Origin of the sequence: Chitinophaga agrisoli, assembly GCF_008386695.1 — a bacterium.
Classification (GTDB): domain Bacteria; phylum Bacteroidota; class Bacteroidia; order Chitinophagales; family Chitinophagaceae; genus Chitinophaga; species Chitinophaga agrisoli.
Genome location: NZ_VUOC01000003.1, coordinates 199,689 through 224,446 on the forward strand (window position 1 = coordinate 199,689; position 24,758 = coordinate 224,446).

The following is a 24,758-nucleotide window of genomic DNA, read 5'->3' on the forward strand; positions in this document are numbered from 1 at the left end:
AAACCCGGCAGACGCTCCTCTATATAATAAACCTAAACCCAACCTGCGCTGTTGCTATGGAATGGAAGGATTATGCAGACTTTACAGTAGCCGATTTCCTGGCAGATGATTTCTTCATGGAATGGGTACTGCGTCCTAATGATGAAAACCAGGTTTTCTGGCAGGACTGGCAACAACATTACCCGGAAAAACAGGCGATAATAACAGAGGCAAAGGCCATGCTGTTATCGCTGGAATATAACAGGCATAACATGCCTGCAGAAAGTTACGATCGTATATGGCATGCCCTTCATGATAAGATGGGTAATGCCATGCCGGAAACCATGCATTATGATCGGAGCCACCACCGCCGGAGATGGCGTAAAGCCGCCATCTTTTCCGGCGTGTGTGGTATGCTGGCCCTGGGCGCCTTCTGGCTCTTCAAACAACAGGATAAACGGGCGGTATACACCAGCCAGTTTGGCGAGAACCGCCGCCTGTTGCTGCCGGATAGCTCTATCGTGATACTGGGCCCCCATTCCGCCCTCAAAGCAACGGCCTTCTCACGCAAGGCCGGCGCCCGGGAAGTATGGCTGGATGGTGAAGCCTACTTTATGATAAAACCAGACCCGCATAATGCCCAACCTTTCATGGTGCATGCAGGAAAACTGGATATCGAAGTACTGGGCACGGAATTTAATGTGAATAATTACAACGGACGCCCGCAGGTGGTACTGCACAGCGGACGGGTAGCGCTACGGGACAATTCATCCAGGAAAAAGGAACGTATTGTCATGGAGCCGGGAGAACTGATAGAATACAGTACAGGAAACCACTACACACGCAAAAAAGTTACAACAGAAAAATATCTGGCCTGGGTAAATCACACATTGGTATTTGATAACGCCAGCCTGGAAGAGGTAGCTGCGCAACTGCAGAATAAATATGGTATCCAGGTGTTGTTTGCAGACAGCACCCTGCCCCGGGAACAATTCAGCGCCACCTTAGAGCAGGCAGATCATACAGTAGTGCTGAAAGCCATAAAAGAAGCTTTCGGCATACAGCTTACCCAGCAGGATGATCACACATTTTTACTCAGCCGTTAAAACCAACGGCTAACCATTAGCCACCGCTGTATACAAGGCAGCGCTAATAGTTAACAGCTTCAAGAAATCTACTCGTAAACAAAAAAAGATCGTTATGAAAGTAAAAGGTACTCACAAGGGTAATACCTTCCTGGTGCTGGCCCTGCTCGCCTCATTTAATATGCAGGCTCAGGATCTGGCCTTCAGGCGCCCTCAATCCGCCAATTCGGATACGCCGCTTCCCTCATCCAGAACAGGTACCATCCCGCTGCGGTCGGCCCTGCACAAGCTCGAAAAAACATACCGCATCAATTTTGCTTATAATGCCCGCCTCGTGGCAGACAAACAAGTGCCGGCCACCGCGGTGAATGATGGCCGCAATACCCCCCTGCCGGATGTGTTACAGGCATTACTATCGCCGCTGGAACTGCAATACACACAGATCGATCCTACCGTATATGTTATAAAAGCCCGCGGCAGCCAGGAAAACACCCAGTTGGCTACCCCGGCAGAAACCATCACAGACATACAGGCCGCGCCGGTAAAAGGTACGGTGACCGATAAGGCAGGTACGCCGCTCATTGGCGTTACCGTACGGGTAAAAGGCACAAATACGGGGGCTACCACCGGACCGGACGGCAGCTTTACCGTTAATCTCCCGGAAGGGAAAGATACCCTCCAAATCTCCTATCTGGGCTATCAATCCCAGGAAATAGCAGTGGCTGGCAGGGCTACGGTGAATATCGTGCTGCAGTCAGGAGAAAGCCAGCTGGAACAAGTAGTAGTAATAGGATATGGCACCCAGCGTAAGCGGGACCTTACCGGCTCCATTGCCAGCGTAAAAGGGGAGGAGCTGGCCAAACAACCGGTGCTCACCGCTACCCAGGCCGCACAGGGTAAGATTGCCGGGGTGCAGATCATTACCTCCGGACAGCCTAACAGCCAGCCGCAGATCAGGGTACGCGGTACCGGTTCCGTAATGGCCGGCGCCAACCCGCTGTATGTAGTGGATGGGGTGTTGACAGATGATATCCGCAACATCAACAGCGCAGATATCGTAAATATGGACGTGCTGAAAGATGCGTCTGCCGCTATTTACGGCGTACGTGCCGCCAACGGCGTGGTGATCATCACCACCCGCAAAGGCCGCGCAGGCAAAACAGAAGTACGCTATGACGCCAATGCCGGTTTCCGCGAGGCCGCCAGCCTCGTAAAGATGGCAGACAGGAACCAGTATATAGACTACATTAAGGATGCGGCGCCCACCAAGGACCCCATCAATGATCCCAATGTATATCCCGGCTCTACTAACTGGTATGATGCCACGTTAAGGAAAGCCTTCCAGATGAATCACAACCTGTCCGTATCCGGCGGTTCAGATAAACATACCTACTTCTTTAGCGGAGGTTTTATACAGGATGATGGTATCATCAAGACCAATACTTTCCGCCGCTTTACGCTGCGCGCCAATAATGACGTAAACATCTCTGATCAATGGAAGTTCAGCACCCAGCTGTCCTATTCCCGTGGGGATGGCCGTAACGTAGACCTCAATGGCGTGTATGGTAATATCTACCGTGCAGCGCCCATTATCGACCCGGAAGAGAATGGCCGCTACGGCAACACCTCCGCATGGGGCAACGTAGCCAACCCTTTATTATCACTCGATAAAAGGAACTACCGCCAGCAGGATAGCCGCCTGCAAGGCAACCTGGCCCTGGAGTTTACACCCATCAAAGCCCTGAAGTTCCGTTCCGCCTTTAATGCAGACCTGCGCTGGGGCAATGACCGCATCTACAGCTATAAGTACGTGAACGATGATAAGACCTTCCTGACGGCTGGCGGTAACCAGCGCGTGGATAACGCTACCCTGGTACAGGACAACTCCCGCCAGCAGGGATGGGTATGGGATAACACGGCAACATACGATCAAACCTTTGGCAAACACTCCTTTACCTTACTGGCAGGTTCCGTAACAGAAGGTTTCTATAGCACTTACCTCACCGGTACCCGTATTAATGTGCCGGAAAGCGAAGACCTCTGGTACCTGGACCTGGGTAATCCGGATGTACAGTCCCGCCTGAATAACGGCGGCGATAAATATGCCCGCCAATCCTTTGTAGGCCGTTTGAACTATGGATATGACAGCCGTTACCTGTTAAGCGCCTCCATCCGTGCAGATGGTAGCTCCAAGTTCCGCCAGCGCTGGGGTTACTTCCCCACCGTAGGCCTGGGCTGGGTGATCTCACAGGAAGATTTCCTGAAAGACTCCAAGGTGTTCAATTTCCTGAAACTCAGGGGCAGCTGGGGCATCCTGGGGAACGATAATATTCCCACCAATGCCTATATCAACACCGCTACGCCCAATCTGCCCTATTTTTATGATAACGTTATTACCCTGGGTAGTGCCCTGCAGGATACCAAAGATGCTAACCTGAAATGGGAGTCCACCAACCAGTTTGATTTTGGCGTGGAATTCACACTGCTCGATAACCGCTTAAGCGGCGAAGTGGATTACTACAACAAGAAAACCAAAGATGCGCTGGTAGTAGTGAATATACCCAGTATCCTGGGTGATCCTAATAACACCTACATCACCAACGCAGCCTCCTTCAAGAACACAGGTTACGAGATCTCCCTGAACTGGAAGGATAACATCACCAAAGACCTGAGTTACAGCATAGGCGGCAACATTACCTTTAATAAGAACGAGATCACCAACCTGGCCGGTGGCCAGGCCCTGTTAGGTGGTGGCGTGGGCCAGCAAAGTTTTGTAACGCGCACGGATAATGGTCAGCCCGTAGCCAGCTTCTATGTGCTGGAATCGCTGGGCGTTTTCCAGAGCCAGGCGGAAATAGATAGCGATCCTAACATAACCAACGACCCGAACAGGACTACCAATGATCCCAACCGCAAGATCAAACCCGGCGACCTAAAGTATAGAGATGTCAGCGGGCCTACCGGTAAGCCGGATGGCGTGATCGATGCAAACGACAAACAATACTTCGGATCCTATCAGCCTAAATACTTTTATGGCTTTAACCTGGGCTTGAACTACAAAGGCTTTGACCTCACGGCGGACTTTTATGGCAATGGCGGTAATAAAATTTATAATGGTAAAAAGGCATTCCGCTTTGAGACCACAGATAATATAGAAGCAGATTTTGCGGATCATCGCTGGAAAGCAGACAGGCCTTCTACAACAGATCCCCGGTTGCTGACTTCCGCTTTGCCGGCATCCACCTATTTCCTGGAATCCGGCGCGTTCCTGCGTTGTAATAACCTTACGCTGGGGTATTCCTTCTCTCCGGAAAAGATGAAAGCCATTGGCATCACTCGCTTCCGCGTATACCTTACTTCGCAGAACCTGTTTACCCTCAAAAAGTTCAGCGGCTTTACGCCTGAGCTGCCGGGTGGCACTATCGATTTTGACAACAGCATCAATAACAGGACTACCCACCCTTCCAGTGGTACCGCCGCAAACAATACCAATAATACCAGCGGTATTCTGGATGCGGGTATTGAGCTGAATGCCTATCCTACCACCCGTACGTTTGCCTTTGGCGTAAATGTTTCATTCTAAAAAAATCGTCATGAAGAATATACATAAAAGCATGTTGATAAAGGCTGTTTGCACGGGACTTATCCTGTCTGCCGTGCTGATCGCCTGTAATAATTACCTGGATGTAAAACCGCAGGGCCAGATAGACGAAGACGCTGCCACCAGCGATCCGGAAGCGGCGCAGAACCTGGTAACCGGTATCTACAACGATATGTGGCTGGGAAATATCCATGGCTTCCCCTATGTAGGCATCAGCAGCATTACCTCTGATGATGCAGATAAGGGCAGTTACGCTGATGATGGTGCACAAACCTATGGCTTGCTGGATAACCTGACCATGACGGCTGATCTTACGCTGCTCAATGATGTATGGTCTGGCTATTACCAGGCCATTGCCAGGGCCAATAAAGCCCTGCAGGTGCTGGAGCCCGCTACTATTGATGCAGGCCTGAAAAGCCGTTTACAGGGAGAAAGCCGTTTCCTGCGTGCCTACTTTTACTTTAACCTGGTGCGTATGTTTGGCGGAGTGCCTTTGATAGATAAGATCCTTACGCCGCAGGAAGCGGCCACCGATAAATACCAGGTAAAAGCCAGTAAAGAGGCCATTTATCAATTCATCCTGGCCGACCTGGAGTTTGCCCTGGCCAATCTGCCCATTAAGGGAGATTCCAATACTAAAACAGGCAAAGCGAACAAAGGGGCCGCCGCAGCCTTACTGGCAAAAGTGAGCCTCTACCAGCAGAACTGGCAGCGCGCATTCAGCCTTACAGATTCGATCATCACCGGTAAAGTGGGCGCCTATTCACTGTTGCCCAACTATGCGGATATCTGGCGCGAAACCGGTGAAAATGGTCCGGAATCCATCTTCGAAGTACAGACTGGTATCAACGCCTCCTGTGATGCCGCTATTGATATCTACACCGTTTGCCAGGGGCCCCGCGCCGGCGGTAAAGGCGGTTGGGCAGATCTGGGCTTCGGTTTCAATAACCCTTCCCAAACCCTGCTGGATGCCTATGAGCAAGGCGATAAACGCCGGGATGCCACGGTAATATTCATAAATCCGGGCGGTACCGTACTATGGGATGGTTTCCGTGTACCCGGCCGCGATAGCGTACAGAACGACCGGTACAACTATAAGGCCTATCACAGCCGCACCCGGGAACAGAATTGCGGCAATAATGACCGTCTGCCCAAGAACCTGCGCATTTTGCGCCTGGGCGAAATGCTGCTGATCCATGCAGAAGCCGCCCTGGCCCTGGGTAATAGCGGCCCCGCCGTATCAGACATCAACCAGCTGCGTGCGCGTGCTGGCCTCACCCCTAAAGGCACGGTCACCCGTGCGGATGTATGGCACGAAAGAAGGGTAGAAATGGCCATGGAGCACGACCGCTTCTTTGACCTCATCAGGCAGGACGCCCTGGTACCCGGCACAGCTGCAGCTGCATTTGCTGCACACGGCAAAACATTTGCCGCCAGGAACCAGGTATTCCCCATACCCGCTACACAAATACAGTTTAGTCAGGGAAAACTGACACAGAATACCGGATACTGATTTATTAAAGGATAAACGGACAGCAGAGTGAAAGGGGCGGCGTGAAATAAGTAACTTGTTATACTTACATGACACGCCGCCCTTTTCACTCTTTATTATTTTTAGACTAAATAAGAGAACATGCGATTAATTGTGACAGGATGGCTGCTGCTTGCCGGTTTCCTACCGGTAATGGCGCAGCAGCGGGCCAAAGCGCCTAAAGAAATAAGCGATTCGGCATTGCTTACGCTGGTGCAACAGCGAACATTTGATTATTTCTGGAAGTTTGCACACCCGGTATCCGGCCTGGCGCCAGAGCGTACCGTTACGCCGGACACCGTTACCATAGGCGGCTCCGGATTTGGCGTGATGAGCATCTTGGTAGGTATTGAACGGCATTTCATTACCCGCGAGCAAGGGCTCGACCGCCTGCTGAAGATCGTGAACTTCCTTGTAAGGGCCAATAATTACCATGGCATCTGGCCGCACTGGATGAATGGGGCCACCGGCCAAACCATCCCCTTTAGCCGCAAAGACGATGGCGGCGACCTGGTGGAATCCTCCTTTATGTTCCAGGGACTTTTATGCGTGCGCCAGTATTTTACCGGCAATAGCCCCAAAGAAACGGAGCTGCGCAATAAAATAGGCTGGTTATGGAACGAGGCAGAATGGAACTGGTATACCCAGGGCGGGCAAAATGTCCTGTACTGGCACTGGTCGCCCAACAATGGCTGGGCCATGAACCACCAGATCCGTGGCTGGAACGAATGCCTGATCACTTATATACTCGCGGTGGCATCCCCCAATTATGGTGTATCCCCGAAAGTATATAATCAGGGCTGGACAGAGAGTAACCATTTCCTCAACGGGCGGGAGTACTATGGCATTAAACTGCCTTTAGGCTTCGAATACGGCGGTCCGCTGTTCTTTACCCATTACTCCTTCCTGGGGCTGGATCCTCGCGGCCTGAAGGACCGCTATGCGGATTACTGGGAACTGAACCGCAACCATACCCTCATTAACCGGCAGTATTGCATAGAGAACCCTAAAAAGTTCAAAGGGTATGGGGCGGATTGCTGGGGCCTTACCGCCAGCGACAGCTATGACGCCTACGATGCACACTCGCCCACCAATGATCATGGCGTGATCACCCCTACGGCGGCCCTGTCATCTTTCCCTTATACGCCGGAATACTCCATGCAGGCGCTAAAGCACTTCTATTATAAACTAGGCGACCGGCTCTGGGGAGAATATGGCTTTTATGACGCTTTTGGCGAAAGCCGGAACTGGTTCGATAACCAATACCTGGCCATTGACCAGGGCCCCATTGTAGTAATGATAGAGAATTACCGCAGTGGTTTACTCTGGAAGCTGTTCATGTCATGCCCGGAGATCCAGGAGGCATTACGCAAGCTGGAGTTCACCAGCCCGGCTATTTCCAGGCAGTAGATAACTATAGACTCCGCAAGGCTGACCAAAACAATGGTCAGCCTTCCTTTTCCCCAATCCCCTAACCATTGCCCCTCAACCATATAAACTTGTCAAATTCCCCTTTTCGGTAAAATCCTATCTGAATTTGTGAAAATAAAGTGTATGTATTTGCAATCGATTGCTTATTTTCGATCCAGATTCCGGTTATGAAAAAAGAGCATCTAATAGCGGGTTATTGCCCATACCCAGCCTAAGGATTGGAGAAAGTTTACATTTTTCTTTACTACCAAAAATCATATGCGACCATGTAACTAATCAGCACTATTAATGCAATCGTTTGCGTAACTTAAGAGCATACGGAATAAACTATTACCCTATGTAAATTATGCCACGTCACAATCAAGGGAATATGCAAAAAAGGGACATAAATCAACCAAACATGCATCCTTAAGCCCGGTAAGCCAAACGCTTGCTTTTACAAACAATGGGCTCCGGGGCCCGCATTTATTATTTCACGTCATCAATTTTTTCTTATGGTTTATTCTTTACGATGCCTTAAGAGGTTATCCCTTTTTCTATTACTTCCATTGCTTTTATTGGTTGTCACCACCGCTTACGGCCAGAACGTTAAGATCCGCGGTTTCGTGCGTACGCCGGATAACCAGCCTTTCCCGGGCGTAACAGTGCGGGTAAAAGGCACTTCCGTTGGCGCTACTTCCAGTGGGAGTGGGGAATTCAGCATGGGAAATGTCCCGGCCAACGGAGTGCTGGTATTTTCTGCCATCGGCCAGGTACCCCAGGAGATACCGGTACCTGCAGAACGTGGTAAAACACTTACCATAACTATGCAGCCAGATCAGCGCCAGCTGGATGAAGTAGTGGCTATTGGTTATGGTAATGTGGCTAAACGGGATGTTACAGGGGCTATTACTTCCATTAGCCGCGATGCCATCGAAAAACGGCAGCCGGTAAACCTGATAGACGCCCTGCAAAGTCAGGCCGCAGGTGTGCTGGTAATGAATGATGCCGGCGAGCCGGGGGCAGAAGGTTCTATCCGCATCCGCGGATTCTCTACCTTCTCCAGCGCCGGCAACAATCCGCTCTATGTGATAGATGGGGTGCTGAGCGAAAGCGCCGGCAACATCAACCCCAATGACATAGAATCCATAGAAGTGCTCAAGGATGCGGCATCCGCGGCTATTTATGGCTCCCGCTCCGCAAACGGGGTGATCATCATCACCACCAAAAAAGGCCAGGAAGGCAAACCGCGTGTAGATGTAAGGTACTCCAGCATATTAGGCCAGCTGGCGCATAAGCTGCGCCAGGCCAACGCGGATGATGTACGCGCATACCGTAAGCTGCAGGGCAGCAGCGGCACCAGCGCAGACTCGCTGAATCCCGGCTTTAATGCGGATAATGACTACCAGGATATGGTATCGCAGCAGGCCATCCGCCACCAGGTAGACCTGAGCGTGAGCGGCGCCAGTAAGAACATGAACTACTACACCAGCCTGCAATACCTGGATGATAAGGGGCTTATTGTAAACAGCTGGAATAAAATGGCCAGGGCCAGGATCAATATAGATTACAGCCCTTCCACGCGCTTTAAGTATGGCAACCGTATGCAGTTCTCCTATCAGAAAAGGAATAACATCAACGAAGGCAATACTTTTAACCAGCTGTTCCAGCGGCCTACGAATTTCACGGTGTATTATCCGGATGGCTCGCTGGCCGGTTATGTAGGCGGTCGCCGTAATCCGCTTGCCAATGCCCTGTATGAGATGGACGAAACGGAAACCTATGGCGGCAGCATCTTTAATTATATAGAAGTAAGCCTGCTAAAGGATCTGAAGTTCACGACCAACTTTAACGTAGATCTTTCCGTGCCGCATAACGTATCCTTCAATCCCAAGATCATCAGCTCTGCCAATCCTACCCGCAATGATGGTAGCGAAGCCTTTGATCTGAATATAGGCTGGCAGTACCAGGCCTACCTTAACTATACAAAAACCGTTAACAAGGATCATAATTTCAACGCAATGGTGGGTTTCAGTGCGGAAAGGGCCAGGAATAATTCCTTCGATATTGCGGGTACAGACTATGTAAGCGAAAATATCTACACCTCCAATGCAGCCGGCACGCTGGTAAACAGCGGCACCCGTACGGGCGCTTCTGCTCATAGCATGGCCTCGTTCTTTGGCCGGGTGGGTTATAGCTATAAGAGCCGCTACCTGTTAAACGCCACGCTGCGCCATGATGGTTCCTCCCGTTTTGGTAAATCAAACCTCTGGGGCGATTTCCCCTCCGTATCCGCCGCCTGGCGTGTAAGCGATGAAAGCTTTATGCGGTGGACGAGGAGATACCTGTCAGACGCTAAGCTAAGGGTAAGTTATGGCCAAACCGGTAACGAACGGGTAGGCGATTATGACGCCATGCAGCGTATTACCTTTGGCAGCTCATACTATAATGGCGTAACAGGAGCCGTGCCTACATCCAGTATTGGTAACCCCAACCTTAGCTGGGAAAGCACCCGGCAGTTCGATGCTGGTCTTGACCTCAGCTTCTTCAATGACCGCCTGTTATTTACCGCGGACTATTACGTGAAAACCACCCGTAACCTGTTGTATCAGCGCCCGCTGCCGTCAGAAACAGGCTATGAGGATGTGAGGATCAACCTGGGCGCTATCCGCAACAAAGGCCTGGAATTCGCGGTGAATGGAACGCCTTACCGCTCCCGTAATTTCACCTGGAATACCATCTTCAATATCTCCTTTGAGCGCAGCACCATCCTGCAGCTCTATGGCGGGGAAGAATTCATAGCGGGCGATAAATGGCTGGTACGGGAAGGTGGCCGCCTGGGCGACTTCTATGGCCACAAATACGTAGGCGTATATGCCTATGACCAATCCAATGCCTATACAGATAACTGGGAGCGCCTCACGCCTGTATTTGACGAAAACAACGCATTTGTGGGCTATAATCATAACGGGGAAAAATATAACGGCGCCGTGCACCATATGTATGGCAACGGTCAGCTGCTGAAAGGCGGCGACGTGGAATATGAGAACATCAGCCGGGATAGCGTAATTGATGATGCGGACCGTACCGTTATCGGCAATGCCCAGCCTAAATTCTATGCTGGCTGGATCAATAACCTTACTTATAAGAACCTCACCCTTTCCTTTACATTCAACGTAACCTGGGGTGGGGATGTCTATAACAATGCGGCCGCTACATTGAATAACTATAACACTACCCACATTATTCCGCAACCTTACGTGATCTACAATGCCTGGAAAGCGCAGGGTGATGAAACCGATGTGCCCCGTGTGCAGGCCAACAGCGCCTGGAACCACCGTATCAGTACCCGCTATGTAGAAGACGCATCGTTTATCCGCCTGAGCTATGTGAAGCTGATGTATGGCTTTAACCCTGCCTGGCTGAGCAAGATCAGGATAAAGGGCGCGGGTTTATATGTATATGGCAGTAACCTGATCACCTGGACCAACTACAGCTGGTTTGATCCGGAGTTCTCCTCTTCCAACGCATTGCAGCTGGGGCAGGACAATGGCCGCTATCCCCGCCGCCGGGAGCTGGGCTTAGGTATCAACATTAACCTTTAATTACGACCACCATGCAAAAGATATTGCTCATTATAATAATAGCGGCAGGCCTGCTGGCCCAGGGATGTAACGGCTTCCTGGACGAAAAGCCTAAAAGCGAGCTAACGCCGGATCAATTCTGGCAAACGGAGGATGATATAAAAACGGCCATGGCCGGCGTATATGATGGCGTGCAAAGCTGTTTCGACGCCAACTTCATTTACTGGGGAGATGCCCGTACAGATAACTTTAACGTAACCCAGTACGGTAATAAACAATATGCCCAGAATGGCTTAAGCGCTACTACCAACGGCACGGACTGGTCGCCTTTTTATGTGACCATACTGCGTATAAATACATTAATGCAATACGCGCCCACCGTAAAGAATGTAACTGCTGCCAGCCTGGACCAGTACATGGGGCAATGTTTGGCCATCAGGGCTTATTGCTACTTCTGGCTGGCCCGCGTATGGGGCGATGCGCCGGTATGGCTGGAGGCTTACGCTGATCTTACCAAAAGCCCCTACAAGCCGCGTACAGCCGTGGATAGCATCTTCACCGGCATAATCATCCCCGATCTGCAGAAGGCATTTGAAATGCTGAACACAGATCACTCTTCCGTATACAACGTAAACAAGGGCGCCGTAGCGGCCATGCTTACGGAAGTATATATGTGGCGGAAAGATTACCCAAATGCGCTGGCCTGGTCAGACAAGCTGCTGGCCTTAAAATGGTACTCCCTCACAGCTACGGCAGACTGGAAAAAGATGTTTATCGACCCTACCACTACCGCGGAAAATATCTGGAGCCTGAACTGGGATTACCTGGTAGATGGCGGCGCGGATATTTCCGGGCAGATAGGTTCCAACAATACAAACGGCCAGTTCCGGGTAGAGGATACTTTATGGAATTACTGGGTACGGACCCCGGCAGATGTAAGGGGCCCCTTATCCGTAGACCTTACGGTAACCAATCGTGATAAAATGCACAAGTATTATGCATTACAGAAAGATAAGGACGGGCACCAGATCTTCCCCAAGAACTCTGAGGCCAATATCCGTTTTACGCTGTACCGTCTGGCAGACATTATACTGCTGCGGGCAGAGGCCTTTAATAAAACAGGCAACAAAACCAGCGCCTTAGCAGCCCTCAACCAGATCCATACACGGGCTGGGCTGACTGGCTTCTTAGATACCGATTTTGCCAGCCCGGATGCCCTGGAAAACGCCATCCTGCGGGAAAGGCAACTGGAGCTTTTCCTGGAAGGCCGGCGCTGGTTTGACCTGGTGCGTACCGGTAAGGTGATCTCCACCATGGATCCCATATTAAAGAAACGGGTACCCGGCGGTCCGGGTTTTGGCGATCCCCGCCTCATCCTGTTCCCTGTTAACAGGAATAACCTGAACAGTAACCCGCTACTGAAACAGAACCCGCCATATTCTGAATAATTAAAAACCCGTATATGCAAACAATACAATCTTTTCTATATAAAAACGGTTTATGGTTGCTGCTGCTGACTGCCTTTACATCCTGTACCCTGGCAGGGCTGGATATGCAGGAAAACTGGGATTTTAAGCCCCATACGGCAGATCCGCATACCAATAAAACATGCTGGGATTTTATGCTGGACCGTAACCAGCCCGGTCAGGACTCTATCTTTGACCTGATGCTGAAAGGCATCGCCTATGCCGGTATAGACCAGTCAGAGTACACCAAAACCAGCAGGACCTTTATCCTGTTGCACCGGGATGCCATATTACGTTTGGATAACAGCGGTGTTGTAACCAACGACTGCTATTTTGGCCGTTACCTGGTGCCGGATCGCGATGCGCAGGGTAACCCCATCCCAGGTGTGATGCGTCCCGCCAGAAGCTGGGAGGAATACCCCAAAGCCACTGTGAAGAACTTTCTGTTATACCTGATTATAGAGGGTGAGCACAATTTTGGCTCTATCAGCGTAGAGAACGACACCGTAAAAACGCTGCTGCCGCTGGGCGCGGATACGGCAAACCCGGAAAGCATTATGGTAATGAAAGTAGTGAATGACCGGGATTCCAAAATGAAGCTCAATGATTTTTTAAACTCCGTAAGGGTCACCACCGTGCGTACGGGCGGCCTGCTAAATACCAATGGCCCCGCGCATGTAGTGGACCGGGTGGTGGAATTTGGCGTGAAACCATGATATTATGCGATATATAAACACCTTAATTTTTTTAATGGCTGGTGCCGGCGCCGTATATGGCCAGCACCAGCCATTGGTGCATACCGGTGATAAAGGGCGGCTGGTCTATAATACCTATGCTAATGAAGGCGAGGATAACAGCGTAAATACCATTCCTGATTTTTCATTTGCCGGGTACCGGGGTGGGGGCGTAAGCCTGCCCCAGGCGCCGGTAAAAAGCAGTTTATACCCAGTACCGGGGGATAACCGCGCACGCATTCAGCAGGCTATTGACTCCGTGGAGCGGCTACCGCCGGATAGCCATGGCTTCCGCGGCGCCTTGCTGTTAAAGGCCGGCCTTTATGAGGTGAATGGTACCCTGTATATAAAACAAAGCGGGGTAGTACTGCGTGGAGAAGGCCAGGGAGCCCGCGGTGCCATATTGAAAGCAACCGCTATGATCCAGCATACATTAATTGAGATAAAGGGTAGTGGTAAAGGATATGGGGTGGATGATAGCAACCGTAAAAAGATTACCAGTGCCTATGTACCGGTAGGCGCTACCTCGTTTACCATAGCAGATGCGGCAGGTCTTAAGCCTGGACAGGCGGTAGTAGTGACCCGCACGCCCAATCAAACTTGGATAGACGACCTGGCGATGGCGCAATATGGCTGGAAAGCAGAAGCCTACCAGGTAGAATTTGAACGTACCATTAAAACCCTGCAGGGTAATACCGTCACGCTCAATGAGCCCATAGTGGATGTTTTACAGGATCGATATGGAGGAGGCTACCTTAGCCCCTCAAAGATAAACGGCCGTATACAGCAATGCGGCGTGGAAGACCTGCGCCTGGAATCTGCCTATCGTAACGATACGGCAGAGGACCATGGCTGGAAAGGCATTGTATTACAACGCGCGCAATACTGCTGGGTAAGGCGGGTAACGGCCCGATTTTTTGGATATGCCTGCGTGTCACTCGAAGATGCATCCGTATACAACACGGTGGAAGAATGCGCTATGCTGGATCCTAAATCCATTACCACCGGTGGTCGCAAATACTCATTCAACCTGGCTGGCGGCGCGGCCTTTAACCTGGTGCAGCGCTGTTACACCCGGGGCGGCCGGCATGATTATGTCACCGCTTCCAAAGTGCCGGGCCCTAACGTATTCCTGGACTGTTATGCCACAGATACCCACGCAGATATTGGCCCGCACCACCGTTGGGCAACCGGGTTATTATTTGATAACATCTACGGCGGACAAATACGCGTACAGAACCGCAAGGCCATGGGCACCGGTCATGGATGGGCCGGGGCGCAAACCCTGTTCTGGAACTGTTTTTCTTACCAGAGTGATATGAAAGTAGAAAGCCCGCGCGGCGCCCGTAACTGGGGTATTGGCTGCGTAGGCAAACAGCAGAATGGCAGCGGCTATTGGGAAAGCTGGGGTATCCATGAAATACCCCGCAGCCTGTATTTGCAGCAGCTGCAGGAGCGGCTGGGCGCAACAGCGGTAGCAAATGTTACCACAACCGCCCAACGAAAAGGCCATATATGGCAACTGATCGAAGCATGGAAAGGAGAGGGCCGCATGAGTGAGTAATTATATACTTTACCGCCGCTACAATCTGTAATTTGTAATTAGTAATTCGTAATTGAAAATGATCCGGAACCTGCTATTATTTGGATTCATCGCTTGTTTAATACCATCAGCACAGGCACAGCAACACACCAGACTAACACAATCCTGGCAGTTCCTGCGGGAAGACCTGGGCAGCGTATGGGAAGCCGTACGCCCGGCTACAGAAGGTAGTCCGGAATCCGTACCCTTATGGGAGAACGTGACCCTGCCACATTGCTTCAACGCCCGCGATGCCGTAGACCCGGATATCAACTATTATGAAGGCCCCGGCTGGTACCGCACAACGCTGGACATCAGCAACCCTTATGAACAGGGCCGTACATTACTGCACTTTGAAGGCGCCGGTCAAAAGACCGATGTATATGTATACACCACTAAAGTGGCCAGCCATACAGGCGGTTATGATGAATGGACCGCAGATCTCACAGAGGCGGTGCAACAATTCCTCCAAAGCCCGGATGCCAAACGTTACAAAGGCAAAGTACCGGTAGAGATCCGTTGCAGCAACGCCCGCGATGTGGAAAAGATCCCCTCTGATATGTCAGATTTTAATGTGTACGGCGGCTTGTATCGGTATGTGAACCTGGTATACACGCCGGCCTTATCTATAGATCAATTACATATACAGGCCCAGGTGGATGAACAGGGTAAGCAGGGGTCAGTAGCGTTCAGCGCCGTATTCCGTAATCCCTTACATACCACACAGGCCACACTCGAGATACTTGTACAGGATCCGCAACAACAAACCATACAGCAATGGTCGCAACAGATCAATATTACGGATGCTGAACAAATCTTCCACCGTTTTATGGTCAAGAAACCTGCCTTATGGTCGCCTGCCCGGCCACAGCTCTATAGCGTGCAGGCCCGGCTTAAAACAGCCACCGGTACAGCCACCTGGAGCGGAGAATTTGGTTTCCGGCATTTTGAGTTTGTAGACCATGGGCCTTTTAAACTAAATGGCCAGCGCCTGTTATTACAGGGTACCCACCGTCACGAAGACGGCGCCGGCGTGGCCGCTGCCCTTACGGAAGATATGATACGGCAGGAGATGCTGCTTATAAAGAATATGGGCGCCAACTTTATCCGGCTGGGCCATTACCAGCAATCACGTACAGTGCTGCACCTGTGTGATAGCCTGGGTATCCTGGTATGGGAAGAGATCCCCTGGTGCCGGGGCGGCCTGGGAGGCGATGTATACAAGGACCAAGCCCGCCGCATGCTGCGCAATATGATAGGCCAGCACTACAATCATCCCGCCGTGATATTATGGGGCTTAGGCAATGAGAACGACTGGCCCGGCGATTTCCCGGAGTTTGATAAACAAAAGATCCACGCTTTTATGAGCGAGCTGAACGCCCTGGCGCATCAGCTGGATAGTACCCGTAAAACCACCATCCGCCGTTGCGATTTCTGTAAGGATATAGTGGACGTATATTCCCCGTCCATTTGGGCCGGTTGGTACCGGGGCCGCTATACAGAGTACAAGGAAGAAACGCTGAAAGCTATTGCAGACGTACCCCATTTCTTTCATGCGGAATGGGGCGCAGATAGTCACCAGGGCCGTCATGCTGAGTTACCGGAGCAATTTGTGAAACAGATAGCCACCGGCAAAGGGGCCGACGAACGTACCGGCGATTTTGCCCTCACGGGCGGTATGGCCCGCGCCTCTAAAGACGGCGACTGGTCAGAGACCTATGCCTGCAACCTGATAGACTGGCATCTCAAAGAGCAGGAAACCATCCCACAACTGACCGGCAGCGCGTATTGGATCTTCAAAGACTTCTCCACCCCGCTACGCCCGGAAAACCCGGTGCCTTATGTAAACCAGAAAGGCGTAGTAGGGCGGGATCTTACACCCAAGGAGGCGTATTATGTATTCCAGTCTTACTGGGCGGCCAAACCTATGGCGCATATCTATGGCCATACCTGGCCAATACGCTGGGGTAAAGATGGAGAAGAGAAAATGATATGGGTATATTCCAACTGCCCTGAAGTGGAGTTGTTTGTAAACGGCAAAAGTTATGGCGTTAAAAAACGTAACAGCCAGGATTTTCCCGCAGCAGGCCTACGCTGGAACCTGCCAATGCATAAGGGTAACTATGATGTAAAAGTGGTGGCGCGCAAAGGAAAGGAAACCGCAACAGACGCCGTTTCTTTCACCTATCAAACCGCCAGCTGGGGTAAACCCGCCAAACTGATACTGGAGAAAACAGCGGCCGGTAATGATACCGTAGTCGTAAACATAAAACTGGCCGATGCCCAGAACGTATTATGCCTGGATGCAAAGGATTATGTGAGCTTTTCCGCAGCCGGCAGCGGCACATTGATAGATGACCTGGGCACATCAAACGGATCGCGCAGGGTACAGCTAATGAACGGACAGGCCCGCATAAGCATACGGCTTAATAAAGGGCAAAGTGTAGTAGGCGCTACCGTACAGGGCGTGCCGGATGGGTTTATTACGTTATAAAAATGCTTGCATGAAATATTACGCCATTATACTGGGATTATTACTAACAGCCAATACGACACAAGCCGCATCGCCCCAAGACTCTTTGCTGCAGCTTTGGTACCGGCAGCCGGCCAAACTTTGGGTAGAAGCGCTGCCGGTAGGCAATGGTCGCATAGGGGCCATGGTATTTGGCGGTGTAGAGCAGGAGCAGCTGCAGTTCAACGAAGGCTATGTTTGGTCCGGCGGCCCCCGGGATGGTAATAATCCAAACGCAAAAGCAGTACTGCCGCATATACGCCGGCTGTTAGGGCAGGAGCAATATATGGAGGCGGACCAGGAGGCCCGTAAGATGTTTGGCCTTTACAGCGCCCGCTATCTCACATTGGGCAGTTTGCTCATCAACAACGAGATTAAGGGCGCCGTTACTGCCTACCGCAGAACGCTTAATTTGAATAATGCAGTAGCCGTTACCACCTTTACAGCAAACGGGATTACCTATACCCGGGAGGTATTCTGCAGTTACCCGGCCCAGTTACTGGTAGTACGCTTCAGCGCCAGCAAACCAGGTAGCATCAGCTTCCATACAAAGTTCCGGAATTCTATGCCTTATCAGGTGCAGGCGGTGAATGACCAGTATGTAGTATTGAAGGGAAAGGCGCCGGCTTATGTAGCCAACCGCCCCGCAGAGCCGCAGCAGATCGTTTACAGGGAGGATGAGGGTATGCGTTACGAAGCGCACCTGCAGGCACGGACACAGGGCGGTACAGTAAAAGCAGATACCAGCGGGCTGCAGGTACAAGGGGCTTCCTCCGTAACGCTGTTATTATCTGTTGGCACCAGCTATAACGGACCTGATAAATCGCCCGCTCGCGAGGGGAGAGACCCGGCAGCGGCTGCGCGGCTATACCTGGAGAATGCCCGGCAGAAAACAGCAGACCAGCTGTTACAGGAGCATACCGCGGATTATCAACGCCTGTTCAATAAGGTAACGCTGGAACTGGGGCATGATGCCTTAGCCAACCACCCCACCGACGAGCGTTTGCAATCCTACACACGTGCCGGTGGTCATTGCGACCCGCAGCTCACTACACTCCTGTATCAATATGGGCGTTACCTGATGATAGCCGGCTCCCGCAAGGGCGGCCCCGCTATGACCCTGCAAGGTTTATGGAATGATGCCATGCAGCCGCCCTGGGGATCCAACTATACCATCAACATCAATACGGAAATGAACTACTGGCCTTCGGAAACAACTAACCTTTCCGAATGCGGTTTACCCTTATTTAACTTCATTAGCCAGCTGGCAAAAAAAGGAAGCACTACTGCCGCCGTTAATTACGGCGCCAGGGGTTGGACAGCACACCATAATGCGGATATCTGGGCCATGACCAACCCAGCCGGCGGTATTGATTTTAATGATCCCAAAGGCAATGCACGCTGGGCTATCTGGCCTATGGGTGGCGCCTGGCTTACCCGCCACCTGTGGGAGCATTACCTGTTTACCGGCAACCGGCGTTTCCTGGCGGATACGGCTTACCCTATCATGCGGTCTGCCGCCATGTTTATGCTGGATTGGCTCATCAGGAATAAAAGCGGGCAATGGATTACCAGTCCGGCCACCTCGCCGGAAAATAACTTCCTGGTGAATGGTAAACGGGAAGGCTCAGTAAGCATCGCCACCACCATGGACCTCTCCATAATCCGTGATCTGTTTAACAATACCATACAGGCCGCAAAAGTCTTACAGCAGGAGGATGGTTTTTCCGGCCAGCTGACAACTGTTTTGCAGCAGATCTATCCCTTTCATGTGGGGCAATATGGACAGCTGCAGGAATGGTATAAGGATTGGGACGATCCGGAAGATCATCACCGCCATCTCTCACACCTGTATGGGCTGTTTCCCGGTTATTTTATAGGTCCGCGTACCAACCCTGTACTGGCGGCCGCTGCTAAACGCAGCCTGCTCTTGCGTGGCGATGGCGGCACTGGCTGGTCCAAAGCCTGGAAGATAAACTGGTGGGCCAGGCTAGAAGATGGCGACCATGCCTATACCATGCTGAATAAACAGCTCTTCCTGGCCAGCGCAGACAGTATCAGCACCGGGGATAACGCCGGTGGCTCTTATCCCAACCTGTTTGATGCGCACCCGCCTTTCCAGATAGATGGCAATTTTGGCGTTACCTCCGGCATCACTGAAATGCTGTTGCAAAGCCAGGATGGCGTAATATACCTGCTGCCGGCCTTGCCCGCCGCCTGGCCAAATGGCCACGTTACTGGTCTGCAGGCACGGGGCGGTTTTACGGTAGATTTGGAATGGAAAGCGGGGAAATTGACCAAAGCAGTAATACGCAGCGCCCTGGGAGGCAATTGCCGTATCCGTACCAAAGTGGCGGTACAGGTAGGGGGAGCAGTTGCAAAACCAGCCGCCGGGAACAATCCTAATCCGTTCTATTACCGGCCTTTGCCGCCACAGGTAGTGGTAAAGGATAAAACGAAGCTGCCAGACCTGCCGCTGTCAAAACTGTATGACTATGATGTGATGACCACAGCGGGAAAGGAAATTATGATCACCCAAAGAAACTAGCAATATGAGTATAACACCGATCAGGAAATTAAGCTGTTTAACGGCAGCGCTATTACCTGCGCTTGCCGTACAGGCTGGGCCGGCAGACCAGTTCCTGCAGGCATTGAAACAGAGCAAGGCAGTTGTGATAACAGACAAAGGAACAGCTGCTCCACCCAGCGTACAGATCACCCGCAGCTGGAATGGGGACTATTGTAATACACGCATTGCCAACACCGGCAGCACTCCGGTACACATCAAAGAAGTGATCCTGGCGCAGGCAGGAAAGATCTTAGCGCCGGCTACCCCCTTTTATGCAGAAGGTTTCCAGATGCTGACACAAACAGCCGGTACCCTGGAAAAGCCGCAAACCTTGGGGAACTACACAGACGAAGGACATTATAAAATCCCCAAGCCAGATGGCTACCTGGCTGTATATAACCTGCTGCGCCTGTACCCCGAAGCCGGACCCCAGCTGTTACTGGGCTTTACCAGCTGCCGCCGTTTTGCCGGAAAGTTTTACCTGAACGCAGATACCATCAAAGTGGTGCAGGACCTGGAAAACCTTTCCCTGGCGCCCGGAGCTTCCTTTACATTGGAAGAATGGATGCTGAAAGATGGGAATGATGGCAACGCATTACTGGACGGCTTTGCAAAACGTATCAACTACCAGCACCCGCCGTTGACCTTTAAACAACCGCCTACAGGCTGGTGCAGCTGGTATTGTTTTGGTCCCCGGGTAACCGCACAGAATATCTATGATAACCTGGACTATATAAAGGCTAATGTGCCCGCATTGCGATACATACAGATAGACGACGGTTATCAACCCCATATGGGCGACTGGCTCTCCGTGGGCAAATCATTTGGCGGCAACGTGCAGCCCGTATTGCAGGCTATCCGCGATAAAGGTTTTGAGCCGGCTATCTGGGTAGCGCCGTTTATCTGCGATAGTAATTCCACTGTGTTTAAAGAACACCCGGATTGGCTGGTAAAGGACGCCACTGGCAAACCGCTGCGCAGCGATCTCGTTTCTTTTGGCGGCTGGCGTTTAAAACCATGGTATGTATTGGATGGTACCCATCCTGCCGTACAAAAACACCTGGAAGAGATGTTCCGTACCATGCGCAACCAGTGGGGCTGCACCTATTTTAAGCTGGATGCTAACTTTTGGGGTGCTATACACAGCGGCTATTTTTATGATAAACAGGCTACCCGTATTGAGGCATACCGCCGTGGTATGGAAGCCATATTAAAAGGTACCGGCAATGCATTCATCCTGGGGTGTAATCATCCGTTATGGCCTTCGCTCGGCCTGATACACGGCTCGCGCAGCTCTATGGATATTAAAAGACAGTGGAGCACTTTTGAGCGTTCCGGCCGGGAAAACCTGTACCGCTCCTGGCAGAATGGCCGCCTGTGGTGGAATGATCCCGACTGCCTTTTGCTGACCGGCAATATGCCGGATAATGAATTCCGTTTTCACGCCGCTTTACTGTATGCTACCGGTGGCATGCTGTTAAGCGGGGATGATTTGACCACTATCTCGCCGGAACGCCTGAATATGCTGAAAAGATCCATCCCGCCAGCCGGGCAGGCTGCTGCTTTCCCGGATACAAAATTTGAAACAGGAAAACTGCATACCGGCAATAGCAACTACCTGGTACTCCTGAACTGGGAAGACCAACCTAAAAAGTTAACCGTAAAACTGGATAAGCCATACGAGCTAGTGGATCACTGGACAGGAAAACGATTAGGGAAATTTAGCGGCACATATACCCTGGAGTTGCAGGGGCATGATGGGACAGTGATACAATTGCAATAACATTCATTCATGAATCAGTAGTATGAATATGCGTATACCATTATTGAGCCTTTACTACCTCTTATTTAGCGCCGCTGTGTTTGCACAGGGCCCGGCCAATGAGCAAGCTTGGTTGCAACGGGTGATAAAGGGTCAACGGAAAGAGATCTTAACCCACGGCGCATGGGCTATGCAGCAAACCCCTGTTACCGTAACAGCAGCTACCTGTGCCCGCAGTGCCGGGGGCAAACATGATTTTTATTCAGAAGGGGATTACTGGTGGCCCAATCCTGCCAGTGCAGATAGCCCCTATATCCAGAAGGATGGGCAAACCAACCCGGATAATTTTGTGGAGCACCGCCGGGCTATGGTGCGTTTTAGCCGCATAATGGGCGCCCTGGCAGCTGCTTATGTAGTAAGTAAAGACAAGACCTATCTCGATAAAGCGCTGTTACATGCCCGCGCCTGGTTTGTAGACGAAGCTACACGCATGAATCCCAACCTGCAGTATGCGCAAGCCATTAAAGGCCGCGCCACCGGCAGGGGCATTGGAATTATTGACACCATCCATTTCCTGGAAGTAGTACAGGCATTACACATCATGGAAAAAGCAGGTGCATTGCCGCCGCAGGACCTGCAGGCCATTAAAGCATGGTTCTCCGATTATCTGCAATGGATGACCACTCACCCCTATGGGCTGGATGAAATGAAGGCCGCCAATAATCACGGTACCTGCTGGGTAATGCAGGTGGCTGCTTTTGCAAAATGGGTGGGTAATAAACACTGGATGGACTTTTGTACCCAACGCTACCAGGAGGTGCTACTGCCCAAACAAATGGCCGCAGACGGCAGTTTCCCGCTGGAATTAAAACGTACCAAGCCATATGGCTACTCACTGTTTAACCTGGATGCCATGACCATGGTTTGCCAGATCTTAAGTGACGGCAAACAGCATCTGTGGCAGTTTACCACGGCAGACGGGAAAAACATGGGGAAAGGCATGGCCTATATGTATCCCTTTGTACAGAATAAAGGCCGCTGGCCGTTTGCAAAGGATGTAATGTACTGGGATAATTGGCCCGTAGCCCAGCCCTTCCTGTTATTTGGGGCAGTGGCCTATAATAACCAGGATTATTATCGCCTGTGGTTAAAGCTGGAACATGATCCCCAGGTAGAAGAAGTTTTACGGAACCTGCCGGTACGTAACCCGGTAATATGGTTATACAACTAAGGGGTGATATCCAATCTGTTAACAAAAAATTTACGCACGAATAGTTGCTTTTCATAAACATTATGAATATTTTTATATGTCTATGAAAAACAACTATTCCTATGAAGTGGATGAACGATTTATACGCCATTTATCAGAAGCTGGGTGCTACCGGCTTTGAAGAGGTTAAAAAAGAAATAGTAAAAGCACAATTGACTGGGTGCAATGGGGGAGAGGTATATTACCTGGTATTGCAGCAATTGGTAATGATCAAGAAAGACAAGGTACAGATCTATGAAGTGATCAAAGGCGAAGTGGAGAATATTATCCAATACAGCCGCTTGAACTGATTACCGGATCTCTTCTATCAGTTTTTTTGCTTTCCAGTAATTGGGCGCGTCTTGTGGTATTTTCAGCAGCCACTCCAGGCTTTGCTGTTTATCCCTTTCCCGTAAATAACTCAGCGCCAGGTAAAATGCCGCATCATAGCGGTAGGGGGAATTGCTTTCGTATACCTGCTTCAGATCAGTACGGGCGGGGACCATTTGGTTAATATCCACCAGGCATACGCCGCGGTAATAACGGGCGTAGGTATTGGAGGGGTCCATCTGCAATACCCGGTTCAGCACCTCCACCGCGCTGGTAAAGCGACGTTTGTTAAAATGCTGCGCAGCTTCGTGCAGCAGCTTGGAGGTATCATTGTCCGGCAGGTGATGATGTGCCATCTCTGTAGGCGCAAACTGGCGGTATACATCCTTGCGGAAGGGGCTGATGAACAGAAGCCCGGCCATGATAACAGCCAAAACAGTAATACCGCTTACATACAATCCCATGCGGTTCATATCCTTATTTTGACTGTAGAACCAGCGTTGCCGCATATCTACCAGCACCTGTGTCAGCTCCCGGCGGGTATTATCTGCCGTTAAGGCCCTGCGTAGCCATTCCACGGCGTCCCTGCCTGTCTGAACAGCTTCCCGCAAATTATAGTTTTCCTGCAGCCGTGTTTCGAAGGATTGTTTCTGCGTTTCCGGTAACCCCTGCATTACATACAGCGCCACCTGCTCATAATCGCCCGGAAACACTTCCCTGCCGCCTGGCAGCCCGTTATGCTTTAACAGGGTGCTCATGCAGGAGCTAAATGTGTCCGGTAACAATCCGGCGGTGGGTTGTGGATTGGTGCCGGCGCCGTCTGCCGGAGGTGTGATAACGGCGTTCTGGATGGTAGTTTGACAAGTAGTGGTAAGCTGCAGGAAAAGATGCAGCCAGTGCCGCTTCCTTTCGCCGTTATTGACGAGCTCCTGTACATAGCGCAGATGGGTATTGTCCAGCGCCGCCCGTTCAGGCTCTGATTCTGCTGCTACGTCCATCCCTCTTTTCTGTAGCTCCTTGCGCCACTCAATTTTGCAGATCAGCATAAAAAAAGGCTCAAAACGGGTCGTAAGCTCTATGTTATGCCTGCGGGCATAGTCATAGATATCATTCAGCGCTACCTCGAAGATATGTGCTGCATCTTTCTTGTTACCACCGCGTTGGAGGATGAAGGAACTGACTTTTTTGGCAAAATGCCGGTATATGGCATCAATAATGGCTGGGGAACTATCCAGCAAGCCGTCAATGTATTCGTCGTCGTTATATAGAAGCCGGGTAGAGGTCATACGTTCGCCGGTTGTTTCATAATTTTGGGCTGCTCTCCTATAAAAGTATTAAACCTTCCTCAATGCACAAAATTCTCA

14 protein-coding genes are annotated in these 24,758 nt (G+C 51.1%); 13 read left to right on the forward strand and 1 reads right to left on the reverse strand.

Going from position 1 to position 24,758, the window contains the following annotated elements:
* Positions 1-56 precede the first annotated feature (56 nt).
* The 13 genes from F0L74_RS16070 (at position 57) to F0L74_RS16130 (ending at position 23,375) form a co-directional block, all read left to right on the forward strand.
* A complete protein-coding gene (locus tag F0L74_RS16070; protein ID WP_149838932.1) occupies positions 57-1,085 on the forward strand; it encodes a FecR family protein in 1,029 nt (342 codons plus the stop codon).
* 94 nt (positions 1,086-1,179) lie between these two features.
* A complete protein-coding gene (locus tag F0L74_RS16075; protein WP_246197734.1) occupies positions 1,180-4,647 on the forward strand; it encodes a SusC/RagA family TonB-linked outer membrane protein in 3,468 nt (1,155 codons plus the stop codon).
* Positions 4,648-4,657: 10 nt separating this feature from the next.
* Positions 4,658-6,178, forward strand: a complete 1,521-nt coding sequence (locus F0L74_RS16080) for a RagB/SusD family nutrient uptake outer membrane protein (protein WP_149838933.1) — start codon at positions 4,658-4,660, stop codon at positions 6,176-6,178.
* Positions 6,179-6,298: 120 nt separating this feature from the next.
* Positions 6,299-7,606, forward strand: a complete 1,308-nt coding sequence (locus F0L74_RS16085) for a glucoamylase family protein (RefSeq protein WP_149838934.1) — start codon at positions 6,299-6,301, stop codon at positions 7,604-7,606.
* A gap of 569 nt (positions 7,607-8,175) precedes the next feature.
* A complete protein-coding gene (locus F0L74_RS16090; RefSeq protein ID WP_188316036.1) occupies positions 8,176-11,211 on the forward strand; it encodes a SusC/RagA family TonB-linked outer membrane protein in 3,036 nt (1,011 codons plus the stop codon).
* A gap of 11 nt (positions 11,212-11,222) precedes the next feature.
* Positions 11,223-12,638 (forward strand): RagB/SusD family nutrient uptake outer membrane protein, encoded by a 1,416-nt coding sequence (locus tag F0L74_RS16095; protein WP_149838936.1) that lies wholly within the window; start codon positions 11,223-11,225, stop codon positions 12,636-12,638.
* Positions 12,639-12,652: 14 nt separating this feature from the next.
* A complete protein-coding gene (locus F0L74_RS16100; protein WP_149838937.1) occupies positions 12,653-13,372 on the forward strand; it encodes a hypothetical protein in 720 nt (239 codons plus the stop codon).
* Between the two features lie 34 nt (positions 13,373-13,406).
* Complete coding sequence (locus F0L74_RS16105) at positions 13,407-14,954, forward strand: hypothetical protein (RefSeq protein WP_149838938.1); 1,548 nt, start codon at positions 13,407-13,409, stop codon at positions 14,952-14,954.
* 58 nt (positions 14,955-15,012) lie between these two features.
* On the forward strand, positions 15,013-17,466 hold the full coding sequence (locus F0L74_RS16110) for a glycoside hydrolase family 2 protein (protein WP_149838939.1): 2,454 nt from the start codon (positions 15,013-15,015) through the stop codon (positions 17,464-17,466).
* Positions 17,467-17,476: 10 nt separating this feature from the next.
* The gene (locus F0L74_RS16115; protein ID WP_149838940.1) at positions 17,477-20,032 is read left to right on the forward strand and encodes a glycoside hydrolase family 95 protein; all 2,556 of its coding nucleotides are present in this window, start codon (positions 17,477-17,479) and stop codon (positions 20,030-20,032) included.
* 4 nt (positions 20,033-20,036) lie between these two features.
* Positions 20,037-21,836, forward strand: a complete 1,800-nt coding sequence (locus F0L74_RS16120) for a glycoside hydrolase family 36 protein (protein ID WP_149838941.1) — start codon at positions 20,037-20,039, stop codon at positions 21,834-21,836.
* Positions 21,837-21,858: 22 nt separating this feature from the next.
* Entirely contained in the window at positions 21,859-23,046 is a 1,188-nt protein-coding gene (locus F0L74_RS16125) for an alginate lyase family protein (protein ID WP_246197735.1), read from the forward strand.
* Between the two features lie 101 nt (positions 23,047-23,147).
* The gene (locus F0L74_RS16130) at positions 23,148-23,375 is read left to right on the forward strand and encodes a hypothetical protein (RefSeq protein WP_149838942.1); all 228 of its coding nucleotides are present in this window, start codon (positions 23,148-23,150) and stop codon (positions 23,373-23,375) included.
* Here the strand turns inward: F0L74_RS16130 and F0L74_RS16135 are convergent, their stop codons facing one another.
* Positions 23,376-24,680, reverse strand: a complete 1,305-nt coding sequence (locus F0L74_RS16135) for a tetratricopeptide repeat protein (RefSeq protein ID WP_149838943.1) — start codon at positions 24,678-24,680, stop codon at positions 23,376-23,378.
* Positions 24,681-24,758 lie beyond the last annotated feature (78 nt).

Coding starts and splice junctions, on each gene's coding strand:
- F0L74_RS16070 (WP_149838932.1), top strand. CDS start 57: ATGGAATGGAAGGATTATGCAGACTTTACAGTAGCCGATTTCCTGGCA.
- F0L74_RS16075 (WP_246197734.1), top strand. CDS start 1,180: ATGAAAGTAAAAGGTACTCACAAGGGTAATACCTTCCTGGTGCTGGCC.
- F0L74_RS16080 (WP_149838933.1), top strand. CDS start 4,658: ATGAAGAATATACATAAAAGCATGTTGATAAAGGCTGTTTGCACGGGA.
- F0L74_RS16085 (WP_149838934.1), top strand. CDS start 6,299: ATGCGATTAATTGTGACAGGATGGCTGCTGCTTGCCGGTTTCCTACCG.
- F0L74_RS16095 (WP_149838936.1), top strand. CDS start 11,223: ATGCAAAAGATATTGCTCATTATAATAATAGCGGCAGGCCTGCTGGCC.
- F0L74_RS16100 (WP_149838937.1), top strand. CDS start 12,653: ATGCAAACAATACAATCTTTTCTATATAAAAACGGTTTATGGTTGCTG.
- F0L74_RS16105 (WP_149838938.1), top strand. CDS start 13,407: ATGGCTGGTGCCGGCGCCGTATATGGCCAGCACCAGCCATTGGTGCAT.
- F0L74_RS16110 (WP_149838939.1), top strand. CDS start 15,013: ATGATCCGGAACCTGCTATTATTTGGATTCATCGCTTGTTTAATACCA.
- F0L74_RS16115 (WP_149838940.1), top strand. CDS start 17,477: ATGAAATATTACGCCATTATACTGGGATTATTACTAACAGCCAATACG.
- F0L74_RS16120 (WP_149838941.1), top strand. CDS start 20,037: ATGAGTATAACACCGATCAGGAAATTAAGCTGTTTAACGGCAGCGCTA.
- F0L74_RS16125 (WP_246197735.1), top strand. CDS start 21,859: ATGAATATGCGTATACCATTATTGAGCCTTTACTACCTCTTATTTAGC.
- F0L74_RS16130 (WP_149838942.1), top strand. CDS start 23,148: ATGAAGTGGATGAACGATTTATACGCCATTTATCAGAAGCTGGGTGCT.
- F0L74_RS16135 (WP_149838943.1), bottom strand. CDS start 24,680: ATGACCTCTACCCGGCTTCTATATAACGACGACGAATACATTGACGGC.